We start from the raw sequence: 13,425 nt of genomic DNA, 5'->3' as shown, positions 1-13,425 counted from the left end.
GGAGGGTTCAGAGAGCCAGCAGCTTCTCCTCCAGCCGGGGATCGAGGCCGACGGCCGGCCGGTCCGGCCGCTGGGGCGCGGTGCCGCCCCGCTCGCACAGCCATGCCCAGGTGTCGGCGACGGTCTCGGCGGCCGGCCGGCAGTGCAGCCCCGCGGCCTCGGCCTTGGTGTGGCCGCCCCGGAACAGGGTGTCGTACAGCTCCCTCTCCGGCAGCCAGATCGGCAGGCCGGTCCAGGGCTCGACCCCGGCGGCAAGCAGCGTGTCCGGGTCCGTCCAGCGCAGCTCGGCGTCGGAGCCGGTGACCCGGACACAGGCGTCGAGCAGTTCGCCGATGGTGGTGTGACCGGGGCGGCTGACGGTGTTGTACGCGCCGTGCAGCCCTGCCACCGCGGCGTCCAGGAGCCAGCTCGCCAGATCGCGCGCGTCGACGTACTGGAGCTCCGTGGTACGCGGGCCGGGGGCGATCACCGGGCCGCCGCGGGCGATCCGGGAGAGCCACCAGGGCAGCCGTCCGATGTTCTCCCCGGGGCCGATGATCAGCCCCGCCCGTGCCAGCAGGGCCCGGTCGCCGAAGGCGTCGAGGGCTGCCAGCTCCCCGCCGCGCTTGGCCCGGTCGTACGGCACGTCACCGTCCCGGCCGTCCTCGTCGGGAGAGGCTCCGGCGACCAGCGGCCCGTCCTCGTCCAGCCCGGCGGGCGCCGGGCAGGCGTACACCGAACGGCTGGAGACGTACGTGTAGTGGCCCGCGCGGCCCGCCAGGAGCCGGGCCGAGTCCCGTACGGCGGTGGGCACCCCGCTCCAGGTGTCGACCACGAGGTCCCAGTCGCCCGCGTGGCCCGCGAGCGCCGCGAGGCCCCGCTCCCCTCCCGTACGGTCGCCCGTCAGCACGCGCACGCCCGGCGGCGGCGCATGGTGGCCGCGGTGGAAGACGGTGACCTGCCAGTCCCGCCCCAGCGCGGCCTCGGTGACGGCCCGTCCGACGAACTCCGTACCGCCCAGCATCAGTAGCCTCATGCACCGAGCCTGCCCGCTCGGTCCGCCGCCGGGAACACCAGCACGCTGTCAGCAGAACGGGGAACTTCCCGGGCGCCGGAGCACCGGAGCGCCAGGGGATCGGAGCGTCAGGACACCGGGTCAGGGGTTCAAGGCGTGCGGGCGAGCGGGCTGCGGTGGCGCAGCAGCCATTCGTAGTAGCCGCTGGAGCGCCGGGCCGCCTCCCGATAGGCCTCCTCCAGCTCCGCGTACGCCACCGAGGTGTCCGTCTCCGGCCGGGAGACCAGGAGCAGCCGGACGGCGAGCGGGTCGTCGCGCAGCGGGCGGATCGCCATGTCGTCGCGCGGTCCGGAGGTGGGCTGGCAGGGCGCGACGGCCTCGCCGAGCACGACGAGGGAGGCCGCGGTGAGGTAATCCCCGTGCAGGACCGGCGGGTCGAGCCCGGCGGCGCCGAGCACCCGGCGTACCCCGTCCCACTCGCCGTCCACCGTCGGATCGACCATCCACCGGTCCCCGGCCAGGTCCCCGAGCTCCACGACGCGGCGGCGGGCGGCCGGGTGGTCCCGGGAGAGGGAGATGAACTGCGGTTCGCGGTCCAGGAGTACGCGTTGGTCCAGGCCGGCCGGGAGGGCCAGCGGGCAGCCCTCCACCTCGTGCACGAAGGCGACGTCCAGGCGGCCCGCCTCGACCGAGCGCAGGAGGGCGTGGGCCGATACGTCGACCCGCAGCGAGATCTCCGTACCGGGCAGGGCGACCCGCAGTCGGCGGAGCCAGCTTCCGATGACCCGGCTCGCGGTGGAGCCGATGCGCAGCCGGGGGCCCCGGGAGCGGGTGGCGTCCGCCTCGGCCAGGGCGTGGGTGACCAGGGCGCTCATCCCGTCGACGAGCGGCCGGGCCCGGCTGAGGACGGCCCGCCCCAGGGGAGTCGGGCGGCAGCCGGTGCGTTCGCGGCTGAACAGCTCGGCGCCGAGCGAGTTCTCGATCCGGCGCAGCTGGGTGGTCAGGGAGGGCTGGCTGACGCCGAGCCTGCGCGCCGCCTGGTGCAGACTGCCCGCGTCGGCGATGGCGCACAGCGCCCTGAGGTGCCTTACCTCAAGCTCCATGGTGCGGAGACTACGACCGGCCACGCCTGTGGCACCAGCGGCCACAACCGCATCAAAGGGCGTTAATTCAGGGAGTGTTGGGTGGTACGACATCGAGCGATGTCATGGTGGCGCGGCTCGGCGGAGGCGGGGATAGGGCGGTGCTATCGCAGGTTGGCATCATCCCCGGCGGGTGTCCGCTCCCCCACACTCTCCCCGTACCGCCCCGCGCCCCGTCCGTTCAGCGGACAACCCCCACGGCGTGGGTTCACCGGACAGTAGGAGAAATCCCCCATGAGACACCTCCGGACCGCCATCGCCTCCGCCATCGCCGGGCTCGGCCTCGTCGCCGCGCTGGGTACGGCTCCCGCGGTCTCCGCCGCTCCTGCCCCTGCCGCCTCCACCCCCGCCACCATCGCCGCGTACAACGGGTCGGGCGAGAACGCCGCCGCGAACCGGGCCTTCTTCGACGCGGTCATGAAGTCCGTCGCCGAGAAGCGGGCCGCCAACCCGGGCGTCCTGGCCGTCACCGTCACCTACAGCACGGCCTCCGCCCCGAGCTTCCGCACCCAGATAGCCAACAGCACGCGGATCTGGAACAGCTCGGTCTCCAACGTCCGGCTCCAGGAAGGCTCCAACGCCGACTTCACCTACCGCGAGGGCAACGACCCGCGCGGTTCGTACGCCTCGACCAACGGGCACGGCCGGGGCTTCATCTTCCTGGACTACCGGCAGAACCAGCAGTACAACTCGACCCGCGTCACCACGCACGAGACCGGGCACGTGCTCGGCCTGCCGGACACCTACTCCGGTCCGTGCAGCCAGCTGATGTCCGGTGGCGGCCCCGGCCCGTCGTGCACCAACGCCCAGCCGGACGCCAACGAGCGGTCGCGGGTGAACTACCTCTGGCAGAACGGCTTCGCCGCCGCTCTGGCCGGTACCGCCTCCTGACCCCGGGCATCGCATGAGGAGAGGGCCGTTCCGGACGCGGAACGGCCCTCTCCCGTCGGTGAACCGCCGGCGTACGCCTACGGTGGCGTCAGGTGGACAGTTCCGCGCGGACCAGCGTCAGCAGCTCCTCCTCCGTCATGCCCAGCTCCCGGGCGTCCGCGACCACTTCGCGGACCCGCTCCAGCAGCTGGGCCCGGCGGGGCGAGGCTCCCGCTGTGACCACCGCACCGCGGCCGCGGCGCAGTTCGATCAGCCCCTCCTCGCGCAGCCGCTGGTAGCCACGCAGCACCGTGTGGACGTTCACCCCGAGGGATTCGGCGAGCACCCGGGCGGCGGGGAGCCGCTCGCCCGGGGTCACCGTGGAGTCGGCGACCGCGCGGCGCACCGAGGCCGCGATCTGGTCGCCGAGCGGCACGGTGGAGGTGGGGTCGAGCCGGAACAGCATGGTCAGCGCCCCGCCCGGTTCCGGTCGACGAGGGTGTTGAGCAGGGCGGCGCCGGTCGCGGAGTCCTCGACGGTGACAGCGAATTCACGACCGCCGGTCTGCCGGGCGACGATGGCCTCGCCCGAGCGGACGATGAAGCCGGTGCGGCCGGGACGGATGCGGTAGCCCCAGCCGCCGAACTCCGCGACGGCGTTGACCTGCCGGCTGTCCGCCGACTCGATGCGCTCCAGCGGGACCTGGACGCGGGGCCAGGGCAGCAGGCCGGAGACGGTGAGGCCGCGCCGGTCCACGGTGACATGGGCGCGGCTGAAGGCGAGCACCAGCAGGGTGAGGGCCAACAGGGCGGTGCCGACGTACCAGTTGCCCCCGTAGCCGAAACCTGTGGCGGTGGCCGCGAGCACCAGGGCGCCCACCGGCGTCCACCAGGCGCCGGTGGTGCGCGCCCAGCCGGCCACCTCACCGTCGGCGAGCACGATCCGCTCGCGGTCGGCGGGGCCCTTCCCCGCGTCGGGGTCCTCCGGCGCCGGGACCAGCCTGGTCAGCAGCAGCCCGACCGCTCCGGCCAGGGCGGCCACTCCGAAGGCGACGGCGAGGTGCCACATGGGGAAGCTGCCCGCCGGCCCCCCTTCGGGTGTGTCCAGGTTGACGATCAGGGCGGCGCCGAGCACGTACTGGAGGAAGGCGGCAAGGGCCCAGCCGCCGCCGATGAGCAGGCTGTGGGCGCGCCCGTACATCCTTCCGCGGACCACCATGAGGACCCACACGGCGCCGAGCACGGGCAGTACCGGGGCGGTGGCGAGGACGTAGGCGGTGCGGTCGACATAGCCGTTCGCGTCTCCGGAGACGTCGAAGTGGCCGGCCAGCCGGGTGGGCAGACGGTCCTTGAGGACGATGAAGAGGATCAGGTGGATGAGGAAGGCGAGGACAAAGGGCAGGGCCGCGAGTGTGGCGCGGCCAAGGTTCTTGCGTGTCATGGAAACCTCCGTTGTTCGCATGTTAGTAGAACAAGTAGAGGTGAGGCAATGGCGTTGCGGCGGCGGGCACCACGCCCTGGTGCGGGTGCGGGAACAGGCCTGCCCCGTACCGGAGTTGCGGTACGGGGCAGGGGTGGGCAGGTGGGAAGGTGCCGGGTCTCAGGCCGGTTCGAGCGGGAAGGCTCCCCGGTGGCCGGTTCCGGCGCCCCGGAGCGGGCGCACCTCGAACTCCTTGCAGCTCCAGATCTCCTGGACGAATCCGGTCCGCCGGTCCCACAGGTCCAGCACGGCGTCCTCGCCCTCCGTGTCCCGGTAGGCGTCCTTGGCCCCGCGGAAGCAGGCGAGGCCGCCGGAGAGGCCGCGGCCGGGGGCCGGGAAGTAGTCGGAGAAGGCGCAGGCGATGCAGGTCTGGAGCTGGATGCCGTCCGGGAGGACGCGCTGGATCGCCGTCAGCGCGGCGGCGAAGTCGCTCTCGGCGCGGGCGGATTCGTACACCGCACCGTCCAGGTGGAGGGTGAGGTAGAGGTCCGGGTCGACCCGGCGCAGGGAGAGCAGGCAGCCGAGGGTGGCCTGGCGCAGGGCGCCCGCGACGAGGACGGGCAGCGGGAGGTCCCACTCCAGTACGCAGTCGGTGAGCGCGCCGTCCGCCAGGGCGAACATCCCGCTCTCCGGAGGTGTGCCCGACACCGGTGCCAGGTCGTCGAGGCTCTCGCCCTCGAAGTCGACCCCTCTGATCCGGATCCGGAGCTGCTGTCCGTCCGTGGTGAGAACGACGGCATCGGAACCGTTGCGGTCCCGGTACCAGCCGGCCCACGACTCATCTGTCATGAGCAGGGACTGTAGTCCCTGTCCGGTACGGCCCCGGTGCCACCCTCCGCCGACGGGTCAACCCGCCTGCGGCTCACGCCACATGGGCCACATCGACGGGCCGTCGGGCAGTTCGACGGCGCTTCCCAGGAAGCGGAAGCCGAGCCGTTCGTAGAGCGAACGGCTGCGGGCGCTGCTCGCCTCCAGGTAGGCGGGCACGCCGTCACGGTCGCAGCGGTCCAGCTCCGCCCGGATGAGCTCGGCCCCGACCCCCTCCCCCTGGCGCTGCGGGGAGACACCGATCATGAGCAGGTAGGAGTGGGCGCGGTCGTGCGGGTGCACCTTCCCGGTCAGCCTTCCGACCAGTTCGCACCGCTCGTTGTCGGGGTCGGCGGTCTGCCGCATCAGGGCGGGTGTGGGGTCCTCCTCCTCGGGCGCACCGGCGGGCACCGGCAGCCACAGGGCCACCGCGGCGCCGTCCTCCGCCACATCGATACGGCCTTCGGCGAGGGTGATGTCGGCGAAGACGCCGAGGAACTTGCCGTGCACCGCCCGCCGGTGCGCCTCCTCGGGGAAGACCCAGCTGCTCACCGGGTCGTGGTGGAATGCCTCCTCCAGGACCGATACGACCAGCTCCCTGTCGTCCTGGCCCGCCTGCCGTATGCGTATGCCCATGACCGGCTCCCGCCCCTTCGCCCACTGCTTCCGGCTCCCGATGAGCCTCCGGAATCATAGGAGTTGAGGGGCGGGAGCCGGTCGGGGCGGGCCGGTCAGCTGGTCCGGCGGGTGACGAATTCGGCCAGGGCCAGCAGGTCACCGGCCCCGCCGGGTTCGGGGACCGCCCGGGAGAGGTGGTGGACCGCCCGGGCCATCCGGTCGGCGGCACAGACCTGGGCCCAGTCCCGGCCGCCGGCCCGGTCCACGGCGTCGGCCGCCCGGTCCACCTCCGCGGAGGTGGTCATGGGCCCCCGGTAGAGCGCGGCGAGCTCGGCGGCGGCCGGGGTGCCGGAGGTCAGGGCCGCCACCACGGGCAGCGACTTCTTGTGGGCGGCAAGGTCCGCGCCGACGGGTTTGCCGGTGCGGGCCGGGTCGCCCCAGATGCCGATCAGGTCGTCGATGAGCTGGAACGACAGGCCGGCCTCCCGCCCGAAGCCGTCCATGGCCCGGACCGCCCGGTCCTCCGCCCCGGCGTAGAGGGCGCCGAGCGCACAGGCACAGCCGAGCAGGGCACCGGTCTTGGCGGTCGCCATGGTCAGGCACTCGTCCAGGGTGACCTCGTCGGGGCCGCGCTCCTCGAAGGCGCAGTCGGCCTGCTGGCCCGCGCAGAGCTCGATGACACAGGTGGAGAGGCGGGCGGATGCCCGCTGTGCGGCCGGGTGGGTGTCCTCGGCCAGCAGCCGCTGGGCGAGGGCCAGCATGGCGTCGCCGGTGATGATCGCGTCCGGGACGCCGAAGACGGCCCACGCGGTGGGCCGGTGTCTGCGGGTGGTGTCCTCGTCGATGACGTCGTCGTGGAGCAGGGTGAAGTTGTGCGCCAGCTCGACGGCGACGGCGGCGCGCACGGCGCGTTCCGGATCGCCGCCCAGTGCCCGGGCGGCGGCCAGCACGAGCGCCGGCCGGATGGCCTTGCCCGCCTGTCCGGCGGCGGGGGTTCCGTCGGCGTTCTCCCAGCCGAAGTGGTACATCGCGATCCGGCGTATGCCACCGGGCAGCGATTCCACGGCCGATCGCAGATGCGGGTCGACGAGTCGGCGGGTGCGCTCCAGCAGCGCCGCAGCCTCGTGCCCTTCCGTCGCTGCGTCCGTACTGGTCATGGTCACGGTCACTCCCTGGGGCGGTGCGATGGGGCGGGGCCCCGGGGCCCGGCCGGTGTCGGCCGACCGGGCCCGCGGGGGTGACACGGGGTCAGCGCCAGCGGCTCACCTCCACGTTCTCCAGTACGCCGAGGGCGTCCGGTACCAGGATGGCGGCGGAGTAGTACGCGGTCACGAGGTAGGAGATGATCGCCTGCTCGTCGATGCCCATGAAGCGGACCGAGAGGCTCGGCTCGATCTCGTCCGGGATTCCGGTCTGCTGGAGGCCGATGACGCCCTGTTCGGCCTCACCGGTCCTCATGCAGATGATGGAGGTGGTGCGGGCATCGGTGACCGGGATCTTGTTGGACGGGAAGATCGGCACCCCGCGCCAGGCCGGCACGTGGTGACCGCCGATGTCCACGCTCTCCGGGACCAGTCCGCGCCGGTTGCACTCGCGGCCGAAGGCGGCGATGGCGCGCGGGTGGGCGAGGAAGAGCTTCGATCCGCGCCGGCGCGAGAGCAGCTCGTCCATGTCGTCGGGGCTGGGTGCCCCGTCGTGCGGCTGGAGCCGCTGGCCGTAGTCGCAGTTGTTGAGGAGGCCGAACTCCCGGTTGTTGATGAGCTCGTGCTCCTGGCGCTCGCGCAGCGCCTCGACCGTGAGCCTCAACTGCTGCTCGGTCTGGTTCATCGGCTGGTTGTAGAGGTCGGCGACCCTGCTGTGCACCTTGAGCACGGTCTGGGCGACGCTCAGCTCGTACTCGCGGGGCGCCGCGTCGTAGTCGACGAAGGTGTGCGGGACGACGGCTTCGCCCACGTGGCCGGCGGAGAGGTCGATCGCCGCCTCGCCGTACTTGTTGGTCCGCTGATGCGGGATGGAGAGCAGACCGGCGAGGTGGGCGCGCAGCGGCTCGGCCCGCTCCGCCAGGTTGAACACATCCGCGCGGCTGAGCGTCAGCAGCGTGCACGCGGTGACGGCCCGGGCGGTGTACTCCCAGACGGCGTCGGCGTCGACCAGGCTCTGGTCGCCGAAGTACGCGCCGTCGGCGAGCACTTCGAGCTCCGTCTCGTCCCCGTAGAGACCGGAGCCGATCTTCTCCACCTTGCCGTGCGCCAGCAGGAAGACCCGGTCCGCCGCGTCCCCCGATGCGGCGAGCACCTCCCCTGCGGCCACGTCCCGCTGCTCGCACCTGCGGGCGAGCTCGGCGAGGACCTCCTCGTCCCCGAAATTGCGCAGAGCGGGCAGTTCCCCCAGCTCGGCGGGGATCACGGAGACCCGGTCCCCGGTCTGGACGAAGGTCACCCGGCCGTCACCGACCGAATAGCTGAGCCGACGGTTCACCCGGTACGTACCGCCCTGTACCTGCACCCACGGCAGCATCTTCAGCAGCCACCGCGAGGTGATCTCCTGCATCTGCGGCGCGGACTTGGTGGTCGTCGCGAGGTTCCGCGCAGCTGCCGTCCCCAGACTCTGCTGCGGCGGCGCCTGCGTGTCGCGAACCTCTTCACCAACGGACATCTGACGTCCTTTCGATCTTGGGCTGACCTGCTGGAGAAGCCTTTCAGCAGAGGACGTCGCCCGCCATTACACAAAAGAGTGTGACTAATCAGCCCTCGGGTGGGGCACGTTGCTCCCCGTCGCCCCGCGGACCGTGAAAGTTGCATCACAGATGCCACTTATCTAGGGTGGAGTCATGCGGCTGACCAGGTTCACCGATGTGGCGCTCCGCGTCCTCATGCGGCTGGCGGTCGCCGAGGGCGCCGAGCCGCCCACCACGCGCGAGGTGGCGGACACCATGCGGGTGCCCTACACACACACGGCCAAGGTCGTCGCCCGCCTCCAGCACCTCGGCCTGCTCGACGCCCGCCGCGGCCGGGGCGGCGGACTCACGCTGACCACGGCCGGGCACTCAGCCTCGATCGGCGCCCTCGTCCGGGAGCTGGAGGGCACGGACGACGTCGTGGAGTGCGAGGGCACCACACCCTGCCCGCTGCGATCCGGCTGCCGGCTGCGCGGCGCCCTGCGGAAGGCCCAGGACGCCTTCTACGCCTCGCTCGACCCGATCACCGTCACGGATCTCGTCGCCTCCCCCACCGGGCCCCTGCTGCTCGGCATCGGCAGCGGACCGCCACCGGACTGAGCCGGGACTCCCCCGACTCCCCACCCCCCTTCACCCCACCCACGGACCACCTCGTCGCCCGCCACCGTCACCCGCCGCCGCCCAAAAATACGCATCCTGAATACCAATTAATAGAGGAGCTCCTCAGCCATGCTCTCCGACCGGTCCACCGCCACCGTCCGTGCCACCCTCCCCGCCGTCGGCGCGGCCATCGGGGACATAGCCGGCCTCTTCTACGAGAAGCTCTTCGAGGCCCACCCCGAACTGCTCCGCGATCTGTTCAACCGGGGCAACCAGGCATCGGGCGACCAGCGCACCGCACTGGCCGGATCCATCGCCGCCTTCGCGACCGCACTGGTCGAGCACCCCGGCACCCGGCCCGACGTGATGCTGGACCGGATCGCCCACAAGCACGCCTCACTGGGGGTGACCCCCGAGCAGTACGAGGTGGTGCACACCCATCTCTTCGCCGCGATCATCGACGTACTGGGCGACGCGGTCACCCCTGAGGTCGCCGCAGCCTGGGACGAGGTCTACTGGCTGATGGCCAACGCCCTGATCGCCATGGAGGCGCGGCTCTACGCCCAGCAGGGCGTCGCGGCGGGCGATGTGTGGCGGGAGTGGGAGGTCGCCGCCCGGATCGAGGAGACCGAAGACGTGGCCACCTTCCACCTGCGCCCGGCGGACAGCGGTGACGCCCCCGCCTTCCGGCCCGGCCAGTACGTCTCCGTACAGGTCGTACTGGCGGACGGGGCCCGGCAGATACGCCAGTACAGCCTCTCCTCCTCCCCGGGCTCCCGGCTGCGCTCCATCACGGTGAAGCGGGTCCGCGGGGAGGCGGCCCCCGACGGCGAGGTCTCCCGCCACCTGCACGAGCACACCCGCGCGGGCGACCGGCTGCGCGTCTCCGTCCCCTACGGGGACCTGGTCCTCGACCACCTGGACGCACCACTGCTGCTCGCCTCGGCGGGAATCGGCTGCACCCCCATGCTGTCGATGCTGGAGCACCTGGCCGAGCAGGGCCACGACCGCCCGGTCACCGTGGTGCACGGCGACCGCTCGCCCGCCGACCACGCCCTGCGCACCCACCACCTCCGGCTGACGGAGAAGCTCCCGGAGGCGGAGCCGCACTTCTGGTACGAGGCCCCGGAGGCCGGGCACCCGGTCCACCGCACAGGGCTCGTCGACCTGAACGGCATCACCGTGCTGCCGGGCACCCACGCCTATCTGTGCGGCCCGCTCCCCTTCATGCGCACGGTCCGCGCCCTGCTGCTGGAGGCGGGGGTGCGTCCGGCCGACATCCACTACGAGGTGTTCGGCCCGGACCTCTGGCTGGCGAGCGCATAAGAAGGCGCCCGGGACGGCGCCCAGGACGGCATCATCGAGGCGCGCCACAATGGACGCGTGAACCACCCGCCCCGCCCCGAGACCCTCCTGCGCCCCCGGGTGCCGTCCCCGTTGCAGGAGGTCCGGGACGACCGCTTCTCCCGGCGCAGGATCACGCTGCTGCTCAAGCGGGACGACCTGATCCACCCCGATCTGCCGGGCAACAAGTGGCGCAAACTCGCCCTCAACCTGGAGGCGGCCGCCGGGCGGACCCTGCTGACCTTCGGCGGCGCCTACTCCAACCATCTGCGGGCCACCGCCGCGGCCGGCCGGCTGCTGGGTTTCCCCACCATCGGTGTGGTGCGCGGCGACGAGCTGGCGCACCGGCCGCTCAACCCCTCGCTCGCCCGGTGCGCCGCCGACGGCATGCGGCTGCACTTCGTGGACCGTACGACCTACCGGGCGAAGGCCTCACCCGAGGTCCTGGAGGGGCTGCTGAGCCTGTTCGGGGACGTGGAGGTGATCCCGGAGGGCGGCAGCAACGCCCTGGCCGCACAGGGCTGCGCAGCGCTGGGGCGGGAGTTGCGCGGGCACACCGATGTGGCGGCCGTGGCCTGCGGGACCGGCGGCACCCTGGCCGGGCTGGCGGCCGGGCTGGACGGCGGGCAGCGCGCCCTGGGCATACCGGTGCTGCGCGGCGGCTTCCTCGGGGCGGCCGTCACCGAACTCCAGCGCGAGGCGTTCGGCGGACCGGCCGGTCACTGGTCGCTGGACGAGCGCTTCACCTTCGGCGGTTACGCCCGTACGACCCCGGAACTGGACGCCTTCGCCGCGGACTTCGAGGACCGGCACGGGCTGCCGGTCGAGCGGGTCTACGTCGCCAAACTGCTGTTCGCGCTGACGGTCCTGGCCGAGGAGGGGGCGTTCGCACCGGGCACCCGGGTGAGCGCCGTGATCACGGCCACCTCCGAAACGCCGGCCCCGCAGGAACAGCCCCCTCAGGAGTCGTCCGTCTCCCGGTAGGCGGCCGCCTCCTCCAGGTCCAGCCGGCGCAGCAGCGTACGCATCATCTCGTCGTCGATCCGCCGCTCGTCCCGGAGCCGGACGAAGACCTCGCGCTCGGCCTCGATCATCTCGCGGGAGAGTCGGCGGTAGGTGTCGTCCGCCGACTCACCCGTGACCGGGTCGGCCGTCCCCAGGCGCTCCCAGACGGCGTTGCGGCGGCGGTCCAGCACGCTCCGCAGCCGGTCGGCCAGCGGCGGCGGCAGGCTGTTGTGCGGGTCGGCGAGCAGCTCGTCCAGCCGGGCCTCGGCGGCCACCGAGGCCTCGCTCTGGGCCTGCGCCTCGATGAGCGTCTCCTTCTGCGGGTCACGTCCCGGCAGTTTCAGTACGCGGACGAGGACGGGCAGGGTCAGGCCCTGGATCACCAGCGTGGCGATGACGGTGGTGAAGGTCAGGAACAGCACCAGGTTGCGGCCCGGGAACGGCTCGCCGTCGTGGGTGACCAGCGGGATGGAGAAGGCGACGGCGAGCGAGACGACACCGCGCATGCCCGCCCAGCCGACGATCAGGGGTGCCGTCCAGTCGGTGCCGGGCTCCCGTTCCCGTACCCGCTTGGAGAGCCAGCGGGGCAGATAGGTGGCGGGGTAGACCCAGACGAAGCGGACCACGACGACCGCGACGAACACGATGACCGCGTACCCGACAGCCTCCGTCACCCCGCCCGCTTCCAGCCCCTTCAGGACGAAGGGCAGTTGCAGCCCGATCAGGGCGAAGACGGTGGACTCCAGGATGAAGGCGACCATCTTCCAGACAGCCGCCTCCTGGAGGCGGGTGGCGAAGTCGACCTGCCAGGAGCGGTGTCCCAGATAGAGGGCGACGACGACCACGGCGAGGACGCCGGAGGCATGCACCCGTTCGGCCGCCGCGTACGCCACGAACGGGATCAGAAGAGAGAGCGTGTTCTGGAGGAGGGCCTCTTTCAGGTGGGTGCGCAGCCAGTGCAGCGGCACCATCAGCAGCAGACCGACCCCGACCCCGCCGACCGCGGCCAGCAGGAACTCGGCGATCCCCTCGCCCCAGCTCATCCCCTCCCCGACCGCGGCGGCGAGCGCCACCCGGAAGGCGGTGATCGCCGTCGCGTCGTTCACCAGCGACTCACCCTGAAGGATGGTCGTGACGCGGGCGGGCAGCCCGACCCGGCGCGCGATCGCGGCGGCCGTCACGGCGTCCGGCGGCGCGATGACCGCCCCCAGGACGAGCGCGGCGGTGAGCGGCAGCTCCGGGATCACGAGGTACGCCAGCCAGCCCACCGCCATGGTCGCGAAGAGGGTGTACCCCACGGAGAGCAGCGCGACCGGCCGGATGTTGGCCCGCAGGTCGAGGTAGGAGCTGTCCACCGCCGCCGTGTAGAGCAGCGGTGGCAGCAGCAGCGGGAGCACCACGTGCGCGTCGAGGTGGTACGTCGGGACGCCCGGCAGCAGGCCCACGACGAGGGCGACGGCGACCAGGACGAGCGGGGCCGGAATGGGGGTGCGGCGCGCCGCACCGGCGACCGCGGCACTGGCCGCGACCAGTGCCACCAGCGGCAGCGCGTCCATCTCACCGTCCTCGGATCCGTCGTAACCTGCCCATCATGAGCGAGTGTGCGCACGTAGCGGATCTGCCACGCCCCGAACCCGTACCGCTCGGGGAGACCTGCCCCGAGTGCGTGACCGCGGGGACCCACCCCGTGCAGCTGCGGCTCTGCCTGACCTGTGGGCACGTCGGCTGCTGCGATTCCTCGCCCCTGCGGCACGCCACCGGGCACTTCCGGGAGACCGGTCACCCGGTGATGCGGAGCTTCGAGCCGGGCGAGAGCTGGCGCTGGTGCTTCGAGGACGGTTCGATCGTCTGACGTCTGGGTACGTCAATCCGGCGCCGGTTCTTCGTAA

14 protein-coding genes are annotated in these 13,425 nt (G+C 72.4%); 5 read left to right on the top strand and 9 right to left on the bottom strand.

Annotated features, from left to right (window positions below; translation table 11 throughout):
* Positions 1-7 precede the first annotated feature (7 nt).
* Together IE264_RS12795 and IE264_RS12790 are read right to left on the bottom strand one after the other, a co-directional pair.
* Positions 8-1,015, bottom strand: a complete 1,008-nt coding sequence (locus IE264_RS12795; protein ID WP_190167638.1) for an NAD-dependent epimerase/dehydratase family protein — start codon at positions 1,013-1,015, stop codon at positions 8-10.
* 128 nt (positions 1,016-1,143) lie between these two features.
* Positions 1,144-2,097, bottom strand: a complete 954-nt coding sequence (locus IE264_RS12790) for a LysR family transcriptional regulator (protein WP_032757902.1) — start codon at positions 2,095-2,097, stop codon at positions 1,144-1,146.
* Positions 2,098-2,370: 273 nt separating this feature from the next.
* Between IE264_RS12790 and snpA the strand changes: the two genes are divergently transcribed.
* On the top strand, positions 2,371-3,027 hold the full coding sequence (snpA, locus tag IE264_RS12785; RefSeq protein WP_015611282.1) for a snapalysin: 657 nt from the start codon (positions 2,371-2,373) through the stop codon (positions 3,025-3,027).
* Positions 3,028-3,115: 88 nt separating this feature from the next.
* On the opposite strand, the gene IE264_RS12780 is transcribed toward snpA, so the two are convergent.
* The 6 genes from IE264_RS12780 to IE264_RS12755 all read right to left on the bottom strand — a co-directional run bounded on the left by IE264_RS12780 (position 3,116) and on the right by IE264_RS12755 (position 8,565).
* Positions 3,116-3,472 (bottom strand): GntR family transcriptional regulator, encoded by a 357-nt coding sequence (locus IE264_RS12780; protein WP_015611281.1) that lies wholly within the window; start codon positions 3,470-3,472, stop codon positions 3,116-3,118.
* A gap of 2 nt (positions 3,473-3,474) precedes the next feature.
* The gene (locus IE264_RS12775; protein ID WP_032757901.1) at positions 3,475-4,446 is read right to left on the bottom strand and encodes a DUF1648 domain-containing protein; all 972 of its coding nucleotides are present in this window, start codon (positions 4,444-4,446) and stop codon (positions 3,475-3,477) included.
* A gap of 159 nt (positions 4,447-4,605) precedes the next feature.
* A complete protein-coding gene (locus tag IE264_RS12770) occupies positions 4,606-5,274 on the bottom strand; it encodes a DUF6304 family protein (protein ID WP_015611279.1) in 669 nt (222 codons plus the stop codon).
* 57 nt (positions 5,275-5,331) lie between these two features.
* Positions 5,332-5,928, bottom strand: coding sequence for a GNAT family N-acetyltransferase (locus IE264_RS12765; RefSeq protein WP_015611278.1), 597 nt, complete (start codon positions 5,926-5,928; stop codon positions 5,332-5,334).
* Positions 5,929-6,023: 95 nt separating this feature from the next.
* Positions 6,024-7,067: a family 2 encapsulin nanocompartment cargo protein polyprenyl transferase gene (locus IE264_RS12760; protein ID WP_031123011.1), complete on the bottom strand. Its 1,044-nt coding sequence runs from the start codon at positions 7,065-7,067 to the stop codon at positions 6,024-6,026.
* 91 nt (positions 7,068-7,158) lie between these two features.
* Entirely contained in the window at positions 7,159-8,565 is a 1,407-nt protein-coding gene (locus IE264_RS12755; protein WP_015611276.1) for a family 2B encapsulin nanocompartment shell protein, read from the bottom strand.
* 175 nt (positions 8,566-8,740) lie between these two features.
* Here IE264_RS12755 and IE264_RS12750 point away from each other — a divergent pair, with 175 nt between their 5' ends.
* The 3 genes from IE264_RS12750 (at position 8,741) to IE264_RS12740 (ending at position 11,515) form a co-directional block, all read left to right on the top strand.
* The gene (locus IE264_RS12750; protein WP_015611275.1) at positions 8,741-9,187 is read left to right on the top strand and encodes an RrF2 family transcriptional regulator; all 447 of its coding nucleotides are present in this window, start codon (positions 8,741-8,743) and stop codon (positions 9,185-9,187) included.
* Between the two features lie 129 nt (positions 9,188-9,316).
* A complete protein-coding gene (locus IE264_RS12745; protein ID WP_015611274.1) occupies positions 9,317-10,513 on the top strand; it encodes a globin domain-containing protein in 1,197 nt (398 codons plus the stop codon).
* Positions 10,514-10,570: 57 nt separating this feature from the next.
* Complete coding sequence (locus tag IE264_RS12740) at positions 10,571-11,515, top strand: 1-aminocyclopropane-1-carboxylate deaminase/D-cysteine desulfhydrase (protein WP_015611273.1); 945 nt, start codon at positions 10,571-10,573, stop codon at positions 11,513-11,515.
* Here IE264_RS12740 and IE264_RS12735 read toward each other — a convergent pair.
* Positions 11,491-13,092, bottom strand: a complete 1,602-nt coding sequence (locus IE264_RS12735; RefSeq protein WP_015611272.1) for a Na+/H+ antiporter — start codon at positions 13,090-13,092, stop codon at positions 11,491-11,493. The genes IE264_RS12740 and IE264_RS12735 overlap by 25 nt on opposite strands.
* A gap of 35 nt (positions 13,093-13,127) precedes the next feature.
* Here IE264_RS12735 and IE264_RS12730 point away from each other — a divergent pair, with 35 nt between their 5' ends.
* Positions 13,128-13,388 carry a UBP-type zinc finger domain-containing protein gene (locus IE264_RS12730; RefSeq protein ID WP_015611271.1) on the top strand — a complete coding sequence of 87 codons (261 nt, stop codon included), beginning with the start codon at positions 13,128-13,130 and terminating at the stop codon, positions 13,386-13,388.
* The last annotated feature ends 37 nt before the right edge of the window (positions 13,389-13,425 follow it).

Origin of the sequence: Streptomyces microflavus (genome assembly GCF_014650075.1) — a bacterium.
Lineage (GTDB): Bacteria > Actinomycetota > Actinomycetes > Streptomycetales > Streptomycetaceae > Streptomyces > Streptomyces microflavus.
Note: the sequence above shows the minus strand (reverse complement) of the source record. Positions and strands in the feature narration are given on the sequence as shown.